This is a genomic window from Brevundimonas sp. Root608 (assembly GCF_001427825.1).
Classification (GTDB): Bacteria; Pseudomonadota; Alphaproteobacteria; order Caulobacterales; family Caulobacteraceae; genus Brevundimonas.
Window position 1 is genome coordinate 40,758 of sequence record NZ_LMGT01000004.1, and the last position, 17,685, is coordinate 58,442.

Below are 17,685 nucleotides of genomic sequence, written 5' to 3' on the forward strand. Positions count from 1 at the left end.
TCGAGCGGGGTTTAGCCGCGGCTCGGACCACCCACGCCCGGCACGCGGGGCTTCGGCGGCGGCAGCAGGCCTTCGCGCTGCATGCGCTTGCGGGCCAGCTTGCGGGCGCGGCGCACGGCCTCGGCCTTCTGGCGGGCGCGCTTCTCCGAGGGCTTCTCGTAGTGCACGTGGCGCTTCATCTCGCGGAAGCTGCCTTCGCGCTGCATTTTCTTCTTGAGGGCCTTGAGCGCTTGATCGACGTTATTATCGCGAACGAAAATCTGTACCAGGTTGAACTCTCCTTTGGCCGCCCGCCGCGCACCTCGAAAGGGAGACGGGCAGACAAATAAAATCTCGGTCCGACGGACAGGGGTCCGCGGATGAAGGCGGGCTGATACACGTTCGGCCCCCTCGTGTCCAGATCGTCGCGCTTCAATCTGAAGGGTCGAAACCCCCGGCTGACGGGGATATGCTGCCGCCATGACCGATGCGCCACACCTGTCGAACGAGACGCCCGGGGGAGACTGGGGCGACCGGATGGAGCAGTCGGTGCTGGACGCCGCGGTCCGCCTGTCGCCCGCCCTGGGCTGGAACAGCCGGATGCTGAGGACGGCCTGCGCCGACAACGGCCTGTCGTTGGGCGACGAGGAACTGCTGTTTCCCAATGGGGCGAGGGATCTGGCGGCCCTGCTGTCGCGCCGCCACGACGACCGGACCCTGGCGGTTCTGGCCCAGGTCGATGCGAAGTCGCTGAAGATGCGCGAGAGAATCGCCCGCGCCGTTTCGGCCCGGATGGAGGCGGGGGCGGCCGATCTGGAGGCGACGCGCCGCTGCGCCGCCTTCCTGGCCCTGCCGACCAATGCTGATCTGGGGCTGAAGCTGGCGTGGGAGAGCGCCGACCACCTCTGGCATTGGGCCGGGGATACCGCGACGGACTGGAACCACTATTCCAAGCGGGCGATCCTGTCGGGAATCCTCATTCCGGCGCTGACCATGCGCTGGTTTGACGGCAGGGACGCCGCCGAGACCTTCGTCGCCGCCCGGATCGAGAACGTCATGGCCTTCGAGAAGTGGAAGGCCGGCAAGGATTTCGACGCGCCGCTGCGCAAGGTCAGCGAGGCTCTGAGCCGGATGCGGTACGGGGCGAAGACCGACACCTGACCTTTCGTCATCCTCCGGCAAGCCGCGCAGCGGCGCAGACCGGGGGACCCAGCGGCGCCGCGACGGCGGCGAAATACCGCTGTCTCCAGCGACAGCGCTCCTGACAGGTTCGCGCTCACGCGCGCCGCTGGGTCCCCCGGTCTCGCTGCGCTCGCCGGAGGATGACGAAGATCAGAGCGGCTTGACCCGGTTCACATGGCCCATCTTGCGGCCGGGACGGGCCTCGGCCTTGCCGTAGAGGTGCAGGCGGGCGTCGGCCTTGCCGGACAGCCTGGTCCATTGTTCGATCTCATCGCCCAGCAGATTGGTCATCTCGACGCGGGCGTGGGCCGTGGTCGGGCCCAGCGGCCAGCCGGCGATGGCGCGAATGTGCTGTTCGAACTGGTCGCAGACGCAGCCGTCCTGGGTCCAGTGGCCGGTGTTGTGGACGCGTGGCGCGATCTCGTTGACCAGCAGGCGGCCGTCTCCGAGATCGAACAGCTCGACGCCGAGGACGCCGACATAGTCGAGGCCCTCAAGCACGGCCTTGGCTATGGCTTTCGCCCGCTTCTCCGTCCTCACATCGACGGCGGCGGGGGCGAGGGTGGTCTTCAGCACCCCGCCCTTGTGGATGTTCTCGCCCAGCGGATAGACGGCGATCGCGCCGTCGCGGCCGCGCGCGGCGATGATCGACAGCTCGCGCACGAACGGGGCTTTCGCTTCCAGCACCGAAGGCCGCTGGCCGACGGCGCTCCAGGCGTCAGCCGCCATGGCCGCCGACCGCACCCAGATCTGGCCCTTGCCGTCATAGCCCTCGCGCCGGGTCTTGAGCACCGCCGGCGTACCGAGCCGCTCCAGTCCGGTCAGCAGGTCGTCGAGGCTGTCGACGGCGGCGAAGTCGACGGTGGTGGCTCCGACGCCGTTCAGGAAGGTCTTCTCCTCGACCCGGTCCTGCGCCACGGCCAGGGCCCTGGGGCCGGGGGCGACGACAGCGCCGCCCTCGACCAGCCGTTCGACCGAGGTCGCGGGGACGTTCTCGAACTCGAAGGTGACCGCCTGACAGGTCTGGCCCAGCACCATCAGGGCCGTGGGATCGTCATAGGCGGCGACGATCTGGCCCTGGGACACCCGCCCGGCGGGGCTGTTCTCCTCGGGGTCGAGGATGGCGACGTTGAAGCCGAGGCGGGACGCCGCCTGGCTGAGCATGCGGCCCAGCTGGCCGCCGCCGAGAATGCCGAGGGTCGAGCCGGGAGCCAGAGGAGCCACTCAGTCCTCGACCGTCTCGTGGACCGCCTCGGTCTGGGCTTCACGGAAGGCCGTCAGCCGCCCGGCCAGCACCGGATCGGCCAAGGCCAGGATCTGGGCCGCGAGGATGCCGGCGTTCTTGGCTCCGGGCTCGCCGACCGCGAGGGTGGCGACCGGGACGCCGCCGGGCATCTGGACGATGGACAGCAGGCTATCCAGCCCCTTCAGCGCCTTGGACTCCACGGGCACGCCGAGAACCGGCAGTTCGGTCATCGAGGCGGCCATGCCCGGCAGGTGGGCCGCGCCCCCCGCCCCGGCGATGATGACCTTGAAGCCCGCGGCCTTGGCGCCCGTGGCGAAGTCGAACAGGCGTTGCGGGGTGCGGTGGGCGCTGACGACCTTGGCCTCCCAGGCCACGCCGAGCCGGTCCAGCGCGTCGGCGGCGTGTTTCATCGTCGGCCAGTCCGAGCGGCTGCCCATGATGATCGCCACGGGAGTCTGGGTCGCCATGGGTGCGCAGCCTTTCGCGGGAAAGCGGCGCGATACAGGACTCGCGTTGCGCCCGCAACCGACCGCGTTAGGCTGAGCCTTGGCCCGGCGTGGTGAGTCGCCGGCCGGGGAGCCCTCTTCGCTCGTGACCAACGCGGCCGTCATCGACCCTTACGACGAGATCGAGCGCCTGCGCGCGGAGATCGAGGCCCTGCGCCGTCGCGCCGAAGCGGCCGAGGCGGCGGCCGATCACGACGTGCTGACGCCGGTCCTCAACCGGCGCGGCTTCATCGCCGCGATGAAGAGCGCCATGGCCTTCTGCCAGCGCCACGGCACGCCCGCGGTGCTGCTGTATCTCGATCTGGACGGTTTCAAGGGCGTCAACGACAGCCTCGGCCACGCCGCGGGGGACGCCGCCCTGGTGCATATCGCCAACCTGCTGGCGGACAATCTGCGCGAATCGGACGCCGTGGGCCGTCTGGGCGGCGACGAGTTCGGCCTGCTGTTGCTGAACGCCGGCCTGAACGGCGGCCGCGAGAAGGCGCAGCGGCTGGCCGACGCCCTGGCGGCCGAGGAATTCACCTGGAACGGACAGTCCGCGCGCCTCGGCGGATCGTTCGGTGTGCGGGCGTTCAACGGTCACACCGACCCGGAGGTCTGGCTGGCCGAGGCCGACGCCGCCATGTGGGTTCGCAAGAAGGGGCGGTGACGCCCGTCAGGCGATGATGTCGGGCAGAATCCGGTCCTCGATCCGGGTGATCTCGTCGCGCAGAACCAGCTTCTTCCGCTTCAGCCGCGCGATCATCAGCTGATCGGGCACGGGCATGCGCCCCAGCGCCTCGATCGAGGCGTCGAGGTCGGCGTGTTCGAGCTGAAGCAGCTTCAGCCGGGCGTGGAGCGCCTGCTCTTCCTCGGTCAGAAAGGGTTCGTCGTCGTTCATGCCAGGATCCCGGACGTCATCTATATCGTGCGTCGCATCAGGCCGGAAGGCGCTCGGCGAGGCGGACCAGCCCCGCGCGCGGGGTGATCGGAGACCAGACCCGGGCCGCCGCCACCATGGCGGGGAGCGGGGGCTGGACAGGGCCGCCGGGGGCGGGGGCGAGGCCTTCCAGCGCGGTCAGCAGGCGGCGTTCCGCCTCCAGCTCCACCGCCTTGACCTGGCTCCGGACGGCTTCGCGATCCGCGTCGTCCAGGTCGGGGGCGCGGGGCTTCAACGCCCGGCGCACGGCGCGCAGGGGGGCGATGGCGGTTTCCTGCCAGGCGCGGGCGGTGTCGCCGGCGGCTTCCAGGGCGTCCTCGTCCGGCGTGCGCCCCTCGGCGGCGCACCAGGCGGCCCAGAGCAGCAGGGGAATGTTCTGGCCGGCGGAGTCCTGCAGCTCAAGGCAGGCGTCGGCGACGCCATCGACGGCGTAGACCGCCACCGCCCAGCGCCAGAGGCTCATTCGGCGGCCGCGGTCTTCAGCCCGTCCCAGCGGCGGACGGCGGACCAGTCGAGGCCGAACAGATCCAGCGCGCGGCCGACCGACTGGTCGACCATTTCGCCGATGCTGGCGGGTTTCGCATAGAAGGCCGGCAGAGGCGGCGCGATGATCGCGCCCATCTCGGAGAGGGCGGTCATGGTGCGGAGATGGCCGAGGTGCAGCGGCGTCTCGCGCACCATCAGCACCAGCGGCCGGCGCTCCTTCAGCACCACGTCGGCGGCGCGGGTCAGCAGGGTCGAGGTCACGCCGGTGGCGATCTCGCTCATCGTGCGGACCGAGCACGGGGCGACGATCATGCCCATGGTCCGGAACGAGCCCGAGGCGATCGCGGCGCCGACGTCGTTGAGGCGGTGCGTCACGTCGGCGCGGCCCATCAGGTCGTCGGCGCTGAGGTCGGTCTCCTGCGACAGGGTCAGCAGGGCGGCGCGGGTCACGACCAGGTGGCTTTCGACCCCCAGTTCGCGCAGGGCGTCCAGCACCCGAACGCCGTAAGTCACGCCGGAGGCTCCGGAAATTCCCACGATCAATCGGGAGGGCGTCGAGCCGGAAAGGTTCCGTACGGCTCCGTTCACATCTTCGGCCAATTCGGGCTCCAGGGTGGTCCGTGTCCGGACGGTCGGCAATTCACTGGAATGTGATTCTACAGCCGGTCAGACCCGGCGCTGACTGTACTGGTCCCTTAGACATGGAGGCGCAAGCCATGACCATCGAAGCTCGTATCCGCGAACTGGGAAACCGTCACCGCAGCCTGGATGAGATCATCCGGCGGGAGATGATCCACCCGGCCACGGACTCGCTTCACGTCAGGGAGCTCAAGCAGCAGAAGCTTCGACTCAAGGAAGAGATCACCAGCCTGGAGGCCCGCGCAGGATAGCGAGGCGGCTTCCCGAAAAGACACCGGCCCCGGAGAGCGATCTCCGGGGCCGTTTTTCGATCAGTCCTTGTTTCCGAACACCGAAGCCGCGGTGGGCTCGGCCCCGCGGCGTTCGCGGGCCTCGGGGACGAACTCCTCCTCGGCCGGTTCGGCGGGCGCGTCGACGGGCTGCAGGGTGGCGCCGCCCTTCTTCGCATCGTCCTTCGCCTTCTTGTCGGCGGCCTTGCGGACCAGTTCGTCCAGGGCCAGTTGACCGACCAGGCCGAGGGTCACGGGGTCGACCGGCTTGATGTTGGGGCTGTTCCAGTGGGTGCGGTTGCGCACGCTTTCGATGGTCGACTTGGTCGTGCCGAGCATCTTGGCGATCTGGGCGTCGGTCACCTCGGGGTGGTTGCGCACGAACCAGGCGATGGCGTCGGGACGGTCCTGACGGCGCGAGACGGGCGTGTATTTCGGCGCCGGCTTGCCGCCCTTCATCAATTCGGCGTGGCGGCTGACCACGGCCTGCATGCGGTAGTTTTCATCGTTCTGGGCCTTGTCCAGCTCCTCGCGGGTCAGCTGGCCGTTGACCAGCGGGTCCGCGCCGCGGATGTCCCGGGCCACGTCGCCGTCGGCGATGCCGCGCACTTCCAGCGGATGCAGGCCGCAGAAGTCGGCGATCTGCTCGAACGTCAGGGAGGTGTTGTCGACCAGCCAGACCGCGGTGGCCTTGGGCATGAGGATGTCGGTCATGAACGCAATTCCGGTTGTGGCTCGAGCCCGGAACCCGGGCTCTGGATACGACGGCGCCCGGCCTTTCGACCGGGCGTTGATGATCGCGATATAGGCCTATTCGCGCGAAAAGAAAACGGACGCCGACAAGGCCGTACAGCCACGGTTCATCGACAAGCTGAACAGTGGGCCGCACAGACGCGTTGTGCGTCGGGAAACCTCCAGGAGGGACGACGATGTTTATCGAGATGCTGGCCGCCATGGCGGTCGTTTCGGGCGGAGCCGCTCCGGCGCAGCAGGACCCGCAGGTCGGCGCCCGCGTCGCGCCGCGCGGCGACTATCGCGACAGCTGCAGCGGCGAATATGTGAACCGGGGGCGGCTTTACGCCGACTGCCGCACCGACCGGGGACGAATCCGCGGCACGTCGATCGAGCTGAACCGCTGCTCCGACTATGAGATTCGCAACGACAACGGCTTGCTGGTCTGCGGTCCGTATCGCGGCCAGTATGAAGACCGGCCGGGCGGCGGCGGCGGCAACGACGGTCCGGGCTGGCCGGGCGGCGGCGGCGGCGGCGGACGCGGCTCGATCACCATCTATCGCGACGCCGATTTCCGCGGAGCCTCGTTCCGGTTCGACGGCGAGGTCCCGAACCTGGCCAACACCGGGTTCAACGACGCGATCTCGTCGATGCAGTTCCGGGGTACGTGGGAGGCCTGCACGGACGCCTACTATCGCGGCCAGTGCCAGACGTTCACCGATGACATCCGGAACCTGCAGCGCTGGGGCATGAACGACCGCATCTCCTCGCTGCGTCCGGTGGGCCGCGGCGGCCGCTGGTAACGTCAGGTCGTCAGGACGATCTTGCCGACATGGCCGCCCGCCTCCAGCGCGAGGTGGGCGGCCGACGCCTGTTCCAGCGGGAAGGTCGCCTCGACCGGCGGCCGGACCGCGCCGGACGCGACCCAGGGCCAGACCGCGGCTTCCACGGCGGCGATCAGCCGGGCCTTTTCGTCCGCGGGACGCGCCCGCAGAGTCGAGCCGGTCAGGACGATCCGCTTCATCATCAACCGCGCGAGGTCGATCTGCGCCATCGCGCCGGACTGGGTCGCGATCACGACCCAGCGGCCGGACGGCTTCAGGGCCGCCTGGTTGAGCGCGGCGTAGTCGGCGCCGACCATGTCCAGCACGACGTCGGCGCCGCCGAAGGCGGCGATGGCCGTGTCCATGTCGTCAGCGAGGGCGTCCAGGCTGAGGTCCGCGCCCAGTCGCAGGGCGGCGGCGGTCTTGTCCGGTCCGCGCGAGGTGGCGATGACCCGTGCCCCCGCGGCCCTGGCCATCTGTATACCGGTGACTCCGATGCCGCTGGTGGCTCCGTGTATCAGCAGGGTTTCGCCGGGCTTCAGGCCGCCGGCCTCGAAGACATTGGCGAAAACGGTGCAGACCGTCTCGGGCAGGGCGGCCGCCTGGACGAGGCCGACGCCGGCCGGCACGGGCAGGGCGTGACGCGCGTCGACCACGGCGCGTTCCGCATAGCCGCCCCCGCCCAGCAGGGCGCAGACCTCGTCGCCGAGGGCCCAGCGGGTCACCCCTTCGCCGATCTGGTCAACCTCGCCCGCGACCTCGAGGCCGAGGATGTCGGGCGCGCCGGGCGGGGCGGGATAGCGGCCCAGCCGCTGAAGGAGATCGGGCCGGTTGACGCCGGCGGCCCGGACCCGGATCCGGATCTGACCGGTTCCCGCGACGGGATCGGGCCGTTCCGCGAGGATGAGAGCCTCCGCCGGGCCCGCTCCGCCGGCGATCTCGATGACCCGCATTCGCTCCATCCAATTCTTGCAATCGTCCGTGTCCGGGCGTTCAGATAGGGGGTTGCATAACCCTTGGCCACGGAGGAGGCGGCGATGTTCGAGGATCTGGAGCCCCGTCCGGCGCGCGGCGCGCCGCTCATCGCCCTGACGCGCGAGGACCTGGACGGCTATTCGGTCGAGGACCTCAAGCAAAGGATCGAGGGACTGGAGGCCGAGATCGCCCGTTCGCGCGCGGCCATCGAGGGCAAGTCGTCGCAACGCAACGCCGCCGACGCCATGTTCAACTTCCGCCCCTGAATCAGGCTGTTGGCACAACCGTTGCAGTCCGTTGAAGCGCCGCGCGAAACCGTGCCGGTCGTGATACGGATGCGCGTACCCCTATGAGTTTGACCGACTTCATGCCCACCGACGCCTCCATACCTTCGCCCGCCGGCCGCAGCCGCGCCGCCGTCGTGGACGACTTCGCGCGCTCGGAACTGTTCGACCGGACCTTCCGCGAAGGCATGGAACTGGTCGAGGATACCGCCGCCTATCTGGACGGCGACGGCCGCCGCGAATCCAAACTGCTGTCGCGGGCGACGGCGCTGGCCTATGCCGGTGAAAGCATGAAGCTGACCACGCGGCTGATGCAGATCGCGTCCTGGCTGCTGGTGCAACGGGCCGTGCGCGAGGGCGACATGACGGCGCTGGCGGCCTGCGAGCCGCGCTACCGGCTGGCGGACCGCACCGCCGAGACCGATCCCACCGACAGCGAACTGCCGATCGCCCTGGTCGAATATCTGGTCCGGGCGGAGAAGCTGTACGACCGCGTCCTGCACCTGGACCGTCGCATGTATCAGGACGCGTCGGAGGAGGATGCGGTCAATCCGGTGCAGAGCCAGCTCGATCGACTGACGGCCGCTTTCCGAAGCTAGCCGCGTCTATGGCCCGACGTCGTTGGCGACGCCGGCGCCGTCATCGACCGCCTTGGGCAGGCTGATGGCGATACCGAGGGCTTCGGCCAGCTTGGCGTCCCGCTCGTAGACATCCTCGCGGAAGGCCACCCGGCCCTGACCGTCGACGAAGGCGGTCCAGTACAGCAGGCGCACGCTGATCTCGCGGCCCGTGGCGATGCGCTTGGTTTCGCGGGTGTCCTGGGCGGTGTCGAACTGTTCCAGCAGGGCCGGGTCGGGCGAGAGCAGCAGGCGGGCGAAATCGACCGCGCCCTGGACGCGGACACAGCCATGCGAGCGCTGCCGCATGGCCAGGTTGAAGACGCTCTTGGCCGGGGTGTCGTGCAGGAAGATGGCGTAGCTGTCGCGCAGTTCGAACTTCACATAGCCGAGTGCGGCGTTCGGCCCGGCGCGCTGGATGACCGTGCCGTTCGAAACGTACATGTTCTGGCTGGCCAAATAGCCCGGACCGCGAGGCAGGATTTCGTTTCGGGCGATCGAGGCGGGCACGTACCAGGGCGGATTGGCGACCACCGAGGCGAACGGTTTCTCGAGGCTGGGCGTCTGGTTGGTCGGCGAGCCGACGACGACCCGGTTGGAGTGGACCGGCCGGCCGTCCTTCCAGTAGACCATGATGGCGGCGGCGGTGTTGACCTCGATCCGTTCGGGCGAGACCTCGCGCTTCAGCCAGCGACGGCGTTCCAGGTTCAGGGCGATCTGGCGGGCGCGGTCCTCGGCCGAGGCGGACAGGGAGCGCTGGCTGCCCGTGCCGATGCGGCCGTCGGCGACGAGACCGTGCCGGACCTGGAATCCGCGCACGGCGGCCTGGAGTTCAGGGCCGTAGACGATGCCCTCCTGCGTCAGGCGCGCGCCGTCCGCCGCGGGAAGGTCGCCCTCGGCGACGAGGCGCTGGATAAGCGCGGGAATGCGGGCGTCGCTCGCGCCCGGCTCGATCGTCGGTCCCTGGCGGAAGGCCGGCCAGCCGCCCTCGCGGATCAGACGGCGGTAGCGAACATAGCCGGCGGAAAGGTTGGAATAGCCGATGTCCGTGGGGGCGAGCGCCTCGAACCAGTCGACCAGACGGCTCTGGGCCAGGGCGTCGTTGAGGCCTACGGGCAGGTCGACGCGGTTCTTCTGCATCTCCCACAGGTCTTCGACCGTCTCGGGCCGGACGCGGCCCTCGGCGAGGACGCGGGCGTAGCCCATGGCGGCCGCGGTGGTGCGCATTTCGGCGGCGTCGCGGTCGGCGGCGAGAGTCTCGAAGTTGAAATAGTCGGCCTGCGACAGGCCATGACGCTCGGCCCGGCCGGCGGCGGCCTGCAGGGCGCGCAGCCGTTCCGGGTTCCAGACGGGCCGCCAGCCGTTCAGCTCGTAGAAGGCGCGAACGTCCGGCTGGATTCCGGCGGGCAGACGGGCCAGCTGATCGTTGAACCGGTCATAGAAGGCGACGGCGGCGGGATCGCGGGTCTGGGCCGAGGCCGCCTGACCCATGGCGGACGCAAACGCCGTCACGGCCGCGCCCAGTCCGAGTTGCCGTCGATTCATCGCCAAGGTCTCTACGCAGGATTCGATGCGGGACACCGTGTCCACGCCCCCGAAAAAGCCAACGCCGGGATGTTATCGGCGTTCCGGTCAAACAGAAAGGCGCCGGTCCGGAGACCGACGCCTTTGTTGTCGTCTTGCCTCAGGGTGTGGCCTGAAAGCCCGCACCCGCAGCGGCCTACTTCTTGATGAAGCCGGCGAACTTGTTGTTGAAGCGCGAAACGCGGCCGCCGCGGTCCAGCATGTGCTGGTTGCCGCCGGTCCAGGCCGGGTGGGTCAGCGGATCGATGTCCAGGTTCAGGACGGCGCCTTCCTTCTGGTAGGTCGAGCGCGTCTGATAGGTCGTACCATCGGTCATCGTCACGGTGATGAAGTGGTAGTCGGGGTGCGTATCCGCCTTCATGGTCCTGGTCCGGTCTCTGCGCGATGACGATGCCGACCGTCGGAGCGCGAAAATGAGAAAACCCGCCAGCGAAGGGCGGGAATGAGCGGCGGCGTTTACACCGGGGGCCGTTCCGGGGCAAGAGGCGCGCGCCATGACAGATGCAACCGCCACCGCCGACGCTGCTGACATCCGGGGACGCCCCGGCGCGGGGGCCGTTCTCATGGAACAGCTGGGCGAGGCGGGGCAGCGGCGCGAGAAGCGGCGCGACGTCCGCCCGCTGGGCCGGCTGCTGCCCTATGCGATGCGGCACAAGGGTCATCTGACGATGGCCGCCGTCTGGCTGATCCTGTCCACCGCCGCCTCCCTGGCCCTGACGGCGTCGGCGCGGGGGGCGATCGACAACGGCTTCGACAACGGCGGATCGCAGCTGAACCTGTGGTTCATGCTGCTGGGCGCCAACGCCCTGTTCCTGGGCCTGGCGACCGCCGTCCGATATTATTTCGTGACCAAGACCGGCGAGCGGGTCATCGCCGATCTGCGCAAGGGGCTGTTCGGGCGAATCCTGACGCTGGACCCGGCCTTCTACGCCGCCATGCGGACGGGGGAGGTGCTGTCGCGCCTGACGACGGACATCGCCCTGGTCGAGACCCTGCTGACCACCTCGGTATCGTTCGCGCTGCGAAACTTCCTTACCCTGATCGGCGGAACCGTGCTGCTGTTCGTGGTCAGTCCCAAGCTGACCGGGATGGTGCTGCTGGTCGTGCCGCTGTTGTTGGGCCCCATCTTCCTGTTCGGGCGGCGGGTGCGGAAGCTGACGGTGGCGTCTCAGGACCGGTTCGCGAACGCCGTCGGTTTCGCCGGCGAGAGCGTGGACGCGATCGAGACGGTGCAGGCGTTTGGCCGCGAGGCCAGCGCCATCGACCGCTTCGGCAAGGCCGTCGAGGACGCCTTCGGCGTGTCCCTGGTGCGGATGAAGGCGCGGGCCCTGATGACGGCCATGATCATCGGGGTGATGTTCGGCGGCGTCACCCTGGTGCTGTGGCTGGGGGCGCAGGACGTGATCGCCGGACGGATGACCCCGGGCGCGCTGCTGCAGTTCGTGCTGCTGTCGGTGTTCGCCGCCGGGGCGGTGGGGGCGCTGGGCGAGAGCTGGGGCGACGTACAGAAGGCGGCGGGGGCCATGGAGCGGATCGACGAGCTGATGCGCGCCGAGGCGGCCATCCGGGCGCCGGAGACGCCGCGGGCGCTGCCGGACCCGGCGACGGGCGAGGTGTCGATGTCGGCGGTGCAGTTCGCCTATCCGGGCCGGCCCGATCTGCCGGCGTTGAAGGGCTTTTCGCTGACGGTCAGGCCGGGCGAGACGGTGGCGCTGGTGGGGCCCTCGGGGGCCGGCAAGAGCACGGTGTTCCGGCTCTTGCTGCGCTTCTACGATCCGCAGTCGGGCGTGGTGTCGGTGGACGGGATCGACGTGCGCGAGGCCGATCCGGTGGCGGTGCGCGGCCGCTTCGCCTGGGTGTCGCAGGAGGCGCCGCTGTTCTCGGGTTCGGCCAACGAGAATATCCGCTTCGGGCGGGAGGACGCCGATGACGCCGCGATCCGCGCCGCGGCCGAGGAGGCGCAGGCGCTGACGTTCGTGGAAGCCCTGCCGGAGGGGTTCGACACGCCGCTGGGCGAGCGCGGCAAGAGCCTGTCGGGCGGGCAGCGGCAGCGGATGGCCATCGCGCGGGCGCTGGTGCGGGACGCGCCGATCCTGCTGCTGGACGAGGCCACCTCGGCGCTGGACGCCGAGAACGAGCGGCTGGTGCAGGCCGCGCTGGATCAGGCGATGCAGGACCGCACGACCATCGTCATCGCCCACCGCCTGGCCACGGTCCTGCGCGCCGACCGCATCGTGGTGATGGAGGACGGCAAGGTGGTGCAGGAGGGCACGCACCAGGCGCTGATGGCGCAGGGCGGGCTCTACGCCCGGCTGGCCGAGCTGCAGTTCCGGGCCGACTAGGTTTTCGGCTTGAGCCTAAGGCCGCCGATGATGGCCCCGCCGAGGGCGTAGACGACCAGCAGGTGGCTCCAGTCGATGGGCAGCAGGCCCATCGGCGATGTCTGGTAGATGAAGCCGTAGGCCGAGGTCATCAGGGCGAAGCAGACGCCGGCGATGAGGCCGATCTTCAGGCCGTTCATCCAGCCCGGCGCGCCGTCGCGGGCGATGAACCAGCCCAGACCGACCATGGTGACGAAGGTCTGGACCAGGCCCAGCATCATCCACATCGAATCGCCGCTGCCTTCGTCGGTGACGCCGGTGAGGGCCATCCATTTCTCGGCGAAGATCAGGCCGTACCAGAGGAAACCGGTGAAAAAGGCGACCACGGTCGCCACGATGATGCCCAGCCAGTTCAGTTTCGCCGCCATGTCAGCCCCTCCAAGGCTGCGGATCATCCGCTTCCGGACGAGGCTACGCCTGTTCCCGAAGCGATCAATGAACGATGTTCACTCAAGCGCCGCGGCGATGCGGTCGGCGAGCGCGCGCAGGGTTTCGGTGTCGGCCATGGGGGCGTGGCCGTGGCCCTTCATCGCCCGGTCGGCCCAGCGGGGGATGATGTGGAAATGCAGGTGGAAGACGGTCTGGCCGCCCGCCTCGCCGTTGAACTGCATGATCTGGAGGCCGTCGGGCTGCAGCGCCTTTTCGACCGCGCGGGCGGTGCGCCGCGTCGCCTCGGCGAGGCGGGCGAGGGCGTCAGGCTCGATCTCCAGCAGGGTGCGGGCCGTGGAGGTCTTCGAGACCAGCAGGACGTGGCCTTCCGACTGGGGGAAGACGTCCATGAAGGCGAGGACGTGATCATCCTCCCAGACCTTCACCGACGGGATTTCGCCGCGCAGGATCTTTGCGAAGATGTTGTCGGGATCATACGGGGCGTTGAGGGTCATGGCAGGCTCCGGGCGGCTGTCAGGCGAGGCTAGCAACGGAGGCGAGACGAGGGGAGCCCCGGCGGCCGTCGGGTGTTATGGTCAAGGTCAAAAGGGAGTCGGCCATGTTGCGGTTCATCGTCCAGTTTCTCGTCACCTGCCTGGCCCTGTGGCTGGCGGCGCAGGTCGTGCCGGGCGTCGGGTTCACCGACACCCCCTCGCTGCTGCTGGCGGCGGTGCTGCTGGGCGTGGCCAACGCCATCGTGCGGCCGATCCTGACGATCCTGACCTTCCCGCTGACCATCATCACCTTCGGCCTGTTCCTGCTGGTGGTGAATGCGGCGGTGATCGGCCTGGTGGCGATGCTGCTGGGCGGGTTCGTGGTCGACGGCCTGGCGGCCGGGATCGGCGCGGCCATCGTCACCGGCATCGTCAGCTGGATCGCCGGCTGGTTCATCGGCGAGGACCCGAAGCGCGACGGCTGAGCCATCAGCCGCCCCTGCGGAAGGGCGAGAGCTCTTCGGCCATCACGGCGATCTCGGCCTCCACGGCGGGCCGCTCGCCTTCCAGATAGCGGGCCACGGGCTCGCGCAGGGCCGGGTCGGCGATGAAGTGGGCCGAGTAGACGGGGGAGGGCAGGTAGCCGCGGGCGATCTTGTGCTCGCCCTGGGCCCCGGCCTCGACACGCGACAGGCCGCGCGAGATCGCGAAGTCGATGGCCTGGTAATAGCAGAGCTCGAAATGGAGGAAGGGGACCTCCTCCAGCGCGCCCCACTGGCGGCCGTAGAGGGCGTCGGCGCCGATCAGGTTCAGGGCGCCCGCGATGGCTTGACCGTCCCGGAAGGCCATGACCAGGGCGATGCGGTCGGCCATGGTCGCGCCGAGGCGGGTGAAGAAGTCGCGCGTCAGATAGGGCCGGCCCCATTTCCGCTCGCCGGTGTCCATGTAGAAGGCGAAGAAGGCGTCCCAGTGCGCTTCGGTGATGCCGGCGCCGGTCAGGACGCGGATGTCGAGCCCGGCCCGGGCCTCGCGGCGTTCGCGGCGGATGGTCTTGCGGCGGTTCGAGGACAGGGCGGACAGGAAGTCGTCGAAGGTCGCATAGCCGTCGTTGCGCCAGACGTACTGCATGTCCTGCCGCTGCAGCAGGCCGGCCTCGCCCATGGCGGCCCATTCGGACCGTGTCGGGAAGTTGACGTGCAGGGAGGAGACGCCGAGCCGCTCGGTCAGGGCCAGGGCGCCCTGCAGCAGGGCTTGCCGGATCGTGGCCGGGTCGGCGTCGGGATGGGCGAGGAAGCGCGGGCCGGTGACGGGGGTGAAGGGCACGGCGGCCAGCAGCTTGGGATAGTAGCGGCCGCCGGCGCGTTCGTAGGCGTCGGCCCAGCTGTGATCGAAGACGTATTCGCCCTGGCTGTGGCCCTTGAGCCAGAGGGGCATGACGCCGAGGACGCGGCCGGTTTCGTCCCTGAGCGACAGGTGGCGGCCGGCCCAGCCCTGCTGCGGGACGGCGCTGCCGGAGGCCTCGCAGGCATCGAGGAAGTCGAAGGAGACGAACGGGTCGCCGGAGGGGGCGGCGCAGGCGTCCCACGCCTCGCGGCCGATGTCGGCGACCCGGTCGTGGACGTGGATCGTGAATCCCGTGCTCATGCGGGCGTCCCGCGAAGCGGGCCTTGATCTTCGCGGCGCGCCGGTCGGGCGAGGGGAAGCTTCATCACGAAGGACACGAAGGGTTCACAAAGCACACGAGGGGACTTGCGCATGGCTCCGGCCCCGTTGTGCCCTTCGTGAGACCTTCGTGTCCTTTGTGATGAACCCGCTTCGCGGGGGAAGTCAGTGGTCACCGCACCTCGACGATGGCGTCCACCTCGACGGCGAAGCCGAGGGGGAGTTTGTAGACGCCGACGGCCGAGCGGGCGTGGCGGCCCTTGTCGCCGAAGACCTCGACCATCAGGTCCGAGCAGCCGTTGATGACGGCGGGGATGGCCTCGAAGTCGCCGGCGGCCTGGACGAAGCCGCCCAGTTTGACCACGCGGACGACGCGCTCGAGATCGCCGTCCAGGGCGGCCGACATCTGGGCCAGCAGGTTGACGCCGCACATGCGGGCCGCGTCCTTCGCCTGGTCCGGCGAGACGTCGGCGCCGACGGTGCCCTTGATCCCGCCCGCGGCGTCGTTCGACAGTTGGCCGGAGATGTGGACCAGGTTCCCGGTCTGGACGAAGGGCACATAGTTGGCGACCGCCTTGGCGGGTTCCGGCAGGGAGATGCCGAGTTCGGCGAGGCGGGCGGCGACGGTCATGGGAAGGCTCCTGGGGGTTTGGCGGCGGTTTAGCGCGGCCGGATCGTATTGTCTTCTCCCTCTCCCGAAGTGGGGAGGGATGTCGGCGTGAAGCGACGACTGGGTGGGGAAGTGTGAAGCCGGGCGCCGTCGGGGCGGGACTGGCGTTCCCACCCGGGCTCCGCTGCGCTTCGCCGTTCCTCCCCCTGAAGGGGAGGGATAAAAAATGCGGTATTTTAATACCGTTCCCTGATAAGCATTCTATTTCAATAGGATAGTCTATATGTACGCATCTTGTCTGCCTTGACCCCACGCCCCCCTTCCTCTATCAGCGCGCCTTCCGCTCGTCCCCGTCATCGGGAGGGGCCCTCCGTTCGTCTGTCCCAGGAACCCCGAACATGCTGAAGAGCACCACGGTCGCGCTGAAGCCGGCCGAGGTCACGAAGAAGTGGATTCACATCGACGCCGAAGGCGTCGTCGTGGGCCGTCTCGCGACCTTCATCGCCAACCGTCTGCGCGGCAAGCACCGCGGCGACTACACCCCCCACGTCGATTGCGGCGACTATGTCGTCGTCACCAACGTCGACAAGGTGGTGTTCACCGGCAAGAAGAACACCGACAAGATCTACTACCGCCACACCGGCCACCCGGGCGGCGTCAAGCAGACGACCCCGGAGAAGGTCCTGAACGGCCGCTTCCCCGAGCGCGTGCTGGAGAAGGCCGTCGAGCGCATGCTGCCCAAGGAGAGCCCGCTGGCCCGCCTGCAGATGACGCACCTGCGCCTGTTCGCCGGCGCGGCGCACACCCATGAAGCCCAACAGCCGGAAACGATCGACTTCAAGTCGGCGTCCGCCAAGAACACCCGGAGCGTCTGAGCATGACCGACGTGACTGCTGAAACGCCTGTCGTCGAGAACGACGCTCCCGCCGCCGCGCCCGCCGCGACCGGCTTCGATGCCCTCAAGGGCATGGGCACCGCCTCGGCCTCCGAGGACGCCCCGGTCTATGTCCAGAAGCTGGACGCCCAGGGCCGCGCCTATTCGACCGGCAAGCGCAAGAACGCGATCGCCCGCGTGTGGATCAAGCCCGGCTCGGGCAAGATCACCATCAACGGCAAGGATCAGATGCAGTATTTCGCCCGCGAAATCCTGCGCATGATGATCGCCCAGCCGCTGGAAGTGACCGACCGCCTGACCCAGTTCGACGTCGACTGCACCGTGCAGGGCTCGGGCCTGTCGGGCCAGGCCGGCGCCATCCGCCACGGCCTGTCGCACGCCCTGACCCACTATGAGCCGGCGCTGCGCCCGGTCCTGAAGCCGCACGGCTTCCTGACCCGCGACAGCCGCGTCGTCGAGCGCAAGAAGTACGGCCGCGCCAAGGCCCGCAAGTCCTTCCAGTTCTCGAAGCGCTAGGCCGTTTCACATACGGTATGGAGGAGGGCGCTTCGGGAAACCGGAGCGCCCTTTTTCTTTGGAGACGCCAGTGGCCATCACGATCGAAAAGGGCATCGAGCAACCGCCGACGCACTGCGATTGCTGTGGTCGTGCGACGCGTGCGTTGAGTGGTTACGCCTCGGACGAGCTTGGGGCGCTCGCCACGTATATGGTCCAATGGACCGACGGCCACGTGGTCGCGAACGGCGCCAATTTCGATCTCATCGTCGGTGCATGGGGCGGCGCTCCCTCATCGAAGCGCATCGCGGTGAGCCTTGAGTATCGGCAAATGGCGTCGGGGCCGGGCTTTACGATCATCGACGCGCCTGACCGCGCCTTCTCGATGAGCCCCGTTGTCGGCGAAGCGTTGAGCCGCAGCGATGTCGTCGGCACAAAGCTGGCGGACGAGGTTTTCGCCATCATCGACGCAATCTGGCTACAGGACGAGCGCATCCGCGATCTGCGCCCTGAGAACCAAATCTAAGAGCAGACGTC

The 17,685-nt window shown here is 68.9% G+C and carries 25 protein-coding genes; 11 read left to right on the forward strand and 14 right to left on the reverse strand.

What is annotated here, in order from left to right; all coding sequences use genetic code 11:
• Positions 1–11: 11 nt before the first annotated feature.
• Positions 12–269 carry a 30S ribosomal protein S21 gene (rpsU, locus tag ASD59_RS06445; RefSeq protein WP_056621430.1) on the reverse strand — a complete coding sequence of 86 codons (258 nt, stop codon included), beginning with the start codon at positions 267–269 and terminating at the stop codon, positions 12–14.
• 190 nt (positions 270–459) lie between these two features.
• On the opposite strand from rpsU, the gene ASD59_RS06450 reads away from it, so the two are divergent.
• Positions 460–1,140 (forward strand): COQ9 family protein, encoded by a 681-nt coding sequence (locus ASD59_RS06450; protein ID WP_055830039.1) that lies wholly within the window; start codon positions 460–462, stop codon positions 1,138–1,140.
• A 171-nt stretch (positions 1,141–1,311) separates the two neighbouring features.
• Here the strand turns inward: ASD59_RS06450 and ASD59_RS06455 are convergent, their stop codons facing one another.
• Together ASD59_RS06455 and purE are read right to left on the reverse strand one after the other, a co-directional pair.
• Positions 1,312–2,385, reverse strand: a complete 1,074-nt coding sequence (locus tag ASD59_RS06455; RefSeq protein ID WP_055830045.1) for a 5-(carboxyamino)imidazole ribonucleotide synthase — start codon at positions 2,383–2,385, stop codon at positions 1,312–1,314.
• The gene (purE, locus tag ASD59_RS06460) at positions 2,386–2,874 is read right to left on the reverse strand and encodes a 5-(carboxyamino)imidazole ribonucleotide mutase (protein WP_055830047.1); all 489 of its coding nucleotides are present in this window, start codon (positions 2,872–2,874) and stop codon (positions 2,386–2,388) included.
• A 124-nt stretch (positions 2,875–2,998) separates the two neighbouring features.
• Here purE and ASD59_RS06465 point away from each other — a divergent pair, with 124 nt between their 5' ends.
• Positions 2,999–3,562: a GGDEF domain-containing protein gene (locus ASD59_RS06465; protein ID WP_055830048.1), complete on the forward strand. Its 564-nt coding sequence runs from the start codon at positions 2,999–3,001 to the stop codon at positions 3,560–3,562.
• Between the two features lie 6 nt (positions 3,563–3,568).
• On the opposite strand, the gene ASD59_RS06470 is transcribed toward ASD59_RS06465, so the two are convergent.
• From ASD59_RS06470 to ASD59_RS06480, 3 genes are read right to left on the reverse strand one after another with little or no spacing between them, the layout of a single operon-like run.
• Entirely contained in the window at positions 3,569–3,793 is a 225-nt protein-coding gene (locus ASD59_RS06470) for a YdcH family protein (protein ID WP_055830050.1), read from the reverse strand.
• A 37-nt stretch (positions 3,794–3,830) separates the two neighbouring features.
• The gene (locus tag ASD59_RS06475) at positions 3,831–4,295 is read right to left on the reverse strand and encodes a TIGR02444 family protein (RefSeq protein ID WP_055830052.1); all 465 of its coding nucleotides are present in this window, start codon (positions 4,293–4,295) and stop codon (positions 3,831–3,833) included.
• Positions 4,292–4,906: a UbiX family flavin prenyltransferase gene (locus tag ASD59_RS06480; protein ID WP_200943718.1), complete on the reverse strand. Its 615-nt coding sequence runs from the start codon at positions 4,904–4,906 to the stop codon at positions 4,292–4,294. The genes ASD59_RS06475 and ASD59_RS06480 overlap by 4 nt, the downstream gene beginning before the upstream one ends.
• Before the next feature lie 128 nt (positions 4,907–5,034).
• On the opposite strand from ASD59_RS06480, the gene ASD59_RS06485 reads away from it, so the two are divergent.
• The gene (locus ASD59_RS06485) at positions 5,035–5,208 is read left to right on the forward strand and encodes a YdcH family protein (protein ID WP_055830657.1); all 174 of its coding nucleotides are present in this window, start codon (positions 5,035–5,037) and stop codon (positions 5,206–5,208) included.
• Between the two features lie 60 nt (positions 5,209–5,268).
• Here ASD59_RS06485 and ASD59_RS06490 read toward each other — a convergent pair whose 3' ends face one another.
• A complete protein-coding gene (locus ASD59_RS06490; protein ID WP_055830056.1) occupies positions 5,269–5,940 on the reverse strand; it encodes a DUF1013 domain-containing protein in 672 nt (223 codons plus the stop codon).
• Between the two features lie 215 nt (positions 5,941–6,155).
• Here ASD59_RS06490 and ASD59_RS06495 point away from each other — a divergent pair, with 215 nt between their 5' ends.
• On the forward strand, positions 6,156–6,761 hold the full coding sequence (locus ASD59_RS06495) for a beta/gamma crystallin-related protein (protein WP_055830058.1): 606 nt from the start codon (positions 6,156–6,158) through the stop codon (positions 6,759–6,761).
• A 2-nt stretch (positions 6,762–6,763) separates the two neighbouring features.
• Here the strand turns inward: ASD59_RS06495 and ASD59_RS06500 are convergent, their stop codons facing one another.
• On the reverse strand, positions 6,764–7,735 hold the full coding sequence (locus ASD59_RS06500; protein WP_055830060.1) for an NAD(P)H-quinone oxidoreductase: 972 nt from the start codon (positions 7,733–7,735) through the stop codon (positions 6,764–6,766).
• 84 nt (positions 7,736–7,819) lie between these two features.
• On the opposite strand from ASD59_RS06500, the gene ASD59_RS06505 reads away from it, so the two are divergent.
• Together ASD59_RS06505 and rcdA are read left to right on the forward strand one after the other, a co-directional pair.
• Positions 7,820–8,023, forward strand: coding sequence for a DUF1192 domain-containing protein (locus ASD59_RS06505; RefSeq protein ID WP_055830063.1), 204 nt, complete (start codon positions 7,820–7,822; stop codon positions 8,021–8,023).
• A gap of 101 nt (positions 8,024–8,124) precedes the next feature.
• Positions 8,125–8,640 carry a protease adaptor protein RcdA gene (gene rcdA / locus ASD59_RS06510; protein WP_055830659.1) on the forward strand — a complete coding sequence of 172 codons (516 nt, stop codon included), beginning with the start codon at positions 8,125–8,127 and terminating at the stop codon, positions 8,638–8,640.
• Between the two features lie 6 nt (positions 8,641–8,646).
• Here the strand turns inward: rcdA and ASD59_RS06515 are convergent, their stop codons facing one another.
• Complete coding sequence (locus ASD59_RS06515) at positions 8,647–10,203, reverse strand: L,D-transpeptidase family protein (protein ID WP_055830065.1); 1,557 nt, start codon at positions 10,201–10,203, stop codon at positions 8,647–8,649.
• A 175-nt stretch (positions 10,204–10,378) separates the two neighbouring features.
• Complete coding sequence (rpmE, locus tag ASD59_RS06520) at positions 10,379–10,603, reverse strand: 50S ribosomal protein L31 (protein WP_055830066.1); 225 nt, start codon at positions 10,601–10,603, stop codon at positions 10,379–10,381.
• Between the two features lie 133 nt (positions 10,604–10,736).
• Here rpmE and ASD59_RS06525 point away from each other — a divergent pair, with 133 nt between their 5' ends.
• Positions 10,737–12,584, forward strand: a complete 1,848-nt coding sequence (locus ASD59_RS06525) for an ABC transporter transmembrane domain-containing protein (RefSeq protein WP_055830068.1) — start codon at positions 10,737–10,739, stop codon at positions 12,582–12,584.
• On the opposite strand, the gene ASD59_RS06530 is transcribed toward ASD59_RS06525, so the two are convergent.
• A complete protein-coding gene (locus ASD59_RS06530; protein WP_055830070.1) occupies positions 12,581–12,991 on the reverse strand; it encodes a DUF1761 domain-containing protein in 411 nt (136 codons plus the stop codon). The two genes, ASD59_RS06525 and ASD59_RS06530, sit on opposite strands and share 4 nt — an antisense overlap.
• A 78-nt stretch (positions 12,992–13,069) precedes the next feature.
• On the reverse strand, positions 13,070–13,507 hold the full coding sequence (locus ASD59_RS06535; RefSeq protein WP_055830072.1) for an HIT family protein: 438 nt from the start codon (positions 13,505–13,507) through the stop codon (positions 13,070–13,072).
• Positions 13,508–13,611: 104 nt separating this feature from the next.
• Between ASD59_RS06535 and ASD59_RS06540 the strand changes: the two genes are divergently transcribed.
• Complete coding sequence (locus ASD59_RS06540) at positions 13,612–13,971, forward strand: phage holin family protein (RefSeq protein ID WP_055830661.1); 360 nt, start codon at positions 13,612–13,614, stop codon at positions 13,969–13,971.
• 4 nt (positions 13,972–13,975) lie between these two features.
• Here ASD59_RS06540 and ASD59_RS06545 read toward each other — a convergent pair whose 3' ends face one another.
• Positions 13,976–15,130 carry a GNAT family N-acetyltransferase gene (locus tag ASD59_RS06545; protein WP_055830075.1) on the reverse strand — a complete coding sequence of 385 codons (1,155 nt, stop codon included), beginning with the start codon at positions 15,128–15,130 and terminating at the stop codon, positions 13,976–13,978.
• 190 nt (positions 15,131–15,320) lie between these two features.
• Complete coding sequence (locus ASD59_RS06550) at positions 15,321–15,779, reverse strand: RidA family protein (protein WP_055830077.1); 459 nt, start codon at positions 15,777–15,779, stop codon at positions 15,321–15,323.
• A gap of 377 nt (positions 15,780–16,156) precedes the next feature.
• Between ASD59_RS06550 and rplM the strand changes: the two genes are divergently transcribed.
• From rplM to ASD59_RS06565, 3 genes are all read left to right on the forward strand, one after another.
• Positions 16,157–16,633, forward strand: coding sequence for a 50S ribosomal protein L13 (gene rplM, locus ASD59_RS06555; RefSeq protein WP_055830078.1), 477 nt, complete (start codon positions 16,157–16,159; stop codon positions 16,631–16,633).
• A 92-nt stretch (positions 16,634–16,725) separates the two neighbouring features.
• The gene (gene rpsI, locus ASD59_RS06560) at positions 16,726–17,169 is read left to right on the forward strand and encodes a 30S ribosomal protein S9 (RefSeq protein ID WP_055830663.1); all 444 of its coding nucleotides are present in this window, start codon (positions 16,726–16,728) and stop codon (positions 17,167–17,169) included.
• 70 nt (positions 17,170–17,239) lie between these two features.
• Positions 17,240–17,674: a hypothetical protein gene (locus ASD59_RS06565; protein WP_055830081.1), complete on the forward strand. Its 435-nt coding sequence runs from the start codon at positions 17,240–17,242 to the stop codon at positions 17,672–17,674.
• Positions 17,675–17,685: the final 11 nt, after the last annotated feature.

Excerpts from the sequence above, each read along its gene's own strand:
- ASD59_RS06450 (WP_055830039.1), top strand. The coding sequence starts at position 460 with ATGACCGATGCGCCACACCTGTCGAACGAGACGCCCGGGGGAGACTGG.
- purE (WP_055830047.1), bottom strand. The coding sequence starts at position 2,874 with ATGGCGACCCAGACTCCCGTGGCGATCATCATGGGCAGCCGCTCGGAC.
- ASD59_RS06470 (WP_055830050.1), bottom strand. The coding sequence starts at position 3,793 with ATGAACGACGACGAACCCTTTCTGACCGAGGAAGAGCAGGCGCTCCAC.
- ASD59_RS06475 (WP_055830052.1), bottom strand. The coding sequence starts at position 4,295 with ATGAGCCTCTGGCGCTGGGCGGTGGCGGTCTACGCCGTCGATGGCGTC.
- ASD59_RS06485 (WP_055830657.1), top strand. The coding sequence starts at position 5,035 with ATGACCATCGAAGCTCGTATCCGCGAACTGGGAAACCGTCACCGCAGC.
- ASD59_RS06490 (WP_055830056.1), bottom strand. The coding sequence starts at position 5,940 with ATGACCGACATCCTCATGCCCAAGGCCACCGCGGTCTGGCTGGTCGAC.
- ASD59_RS06495 (WP_055830058.1), top strand. The coding sequence starts at position 6,156 with ATGTTTATCGAGATGCTGGCCGCCATGGCGGTCGTTTCGGGCGGAGCC.
- ASD59_RS06500 (WP_055830060.1), bottom strand. The coding sequence starts at position 7,735 with ATGCGGGTCATCGAGATCGCCGGCGGAGCGGGCCCGGCGGAGGCTCTC.
- ASD59_RS06505 (WP_055830063.1), top strand. The coding sequence starts at position 7,820 with ATGTTCGAGGATCTGGAGCCCCGTCCGGCGCGCGGCGCGCCGCTCATC.
- rcdA (WP_055830659.1), top strand. The coding sequence starts at position 8,125 with ATGCCCACCGACGCCTCCATACCTTCGCCCGCCGGCCGCAGCCGCGCC.
- ASD59_RS06515 (WP_055830065.1), bottom strand. The coding sequence starts at position 10,203 with ATGAATCGACGGCAACTCGGACTGGGCGCGGCCGTGACGGCGTTTGCG.
- rpmE (WP_055830066.1), bottom strand. The coding sequence starts at position 10,603 with ATGAAGGCGGATACGCACCCCGACTACCACTTCATCACCGTGACGATG.
- ASD59_RS06525 (WP_055830068.1), top strand. The coding sequence starts at position 10,737 with ATGACAGATGCAACCGCCACCGCCGACGCTGCTGACATCCGGGGACGC.
- ASD59_RS06530 (WP_055830070.1), bottom strand. The coding sequence starts at position 12,991 with ATGGCGGCGAAACTGAACTGGCTGGGCATCATCGTGGCGACCGTGGTC.
- ASD59_RS06535 (WP_055830072.1), bottom strand. The coding sequence starts at position 13,507 with ATGACCCTCAACGCCCCGTATGATCCCGACAACATCTTCGCAAAGATC.
- ASD59_RS06540 (WP_055830661.1), top strand. The coding sequence starts at position 13,612 with ATGTTGCGGTTCATCGTCCAGTTTCTCGTCACCTGCCTGGCCCTGTGG.
- ASD59_RS06545 (WP_055830075.1), bottom strand. The coding sequence starts at position 15,130 with ATGAGCACGGGATTCACGATCCACGTCCACGACCGGGTCGCCGACATC.
- ASD59_RS06550 (WP_055830077.1), bottom strand. The coding sequence starts at position 15,779 with ATGACCGTCGCCGCCCGCCTCGCCGAACTCGGCATCTCCCTGCCGGAA.
- rplM (WP_055830078.1), top strand. The coding sequence starts at position 16,157 with ATGCTGAAGAGCACCACGGTCGCGCTGAAGCCGGCCGAGGTCACGAAG.
- rpsI (WP_055830663.1), top strand. The coding sequence starts at position 16,726 with ATGGGCACCGCCTCGGCCTCCGAGGACGCCCCGGTCTATGTCCAGAAG.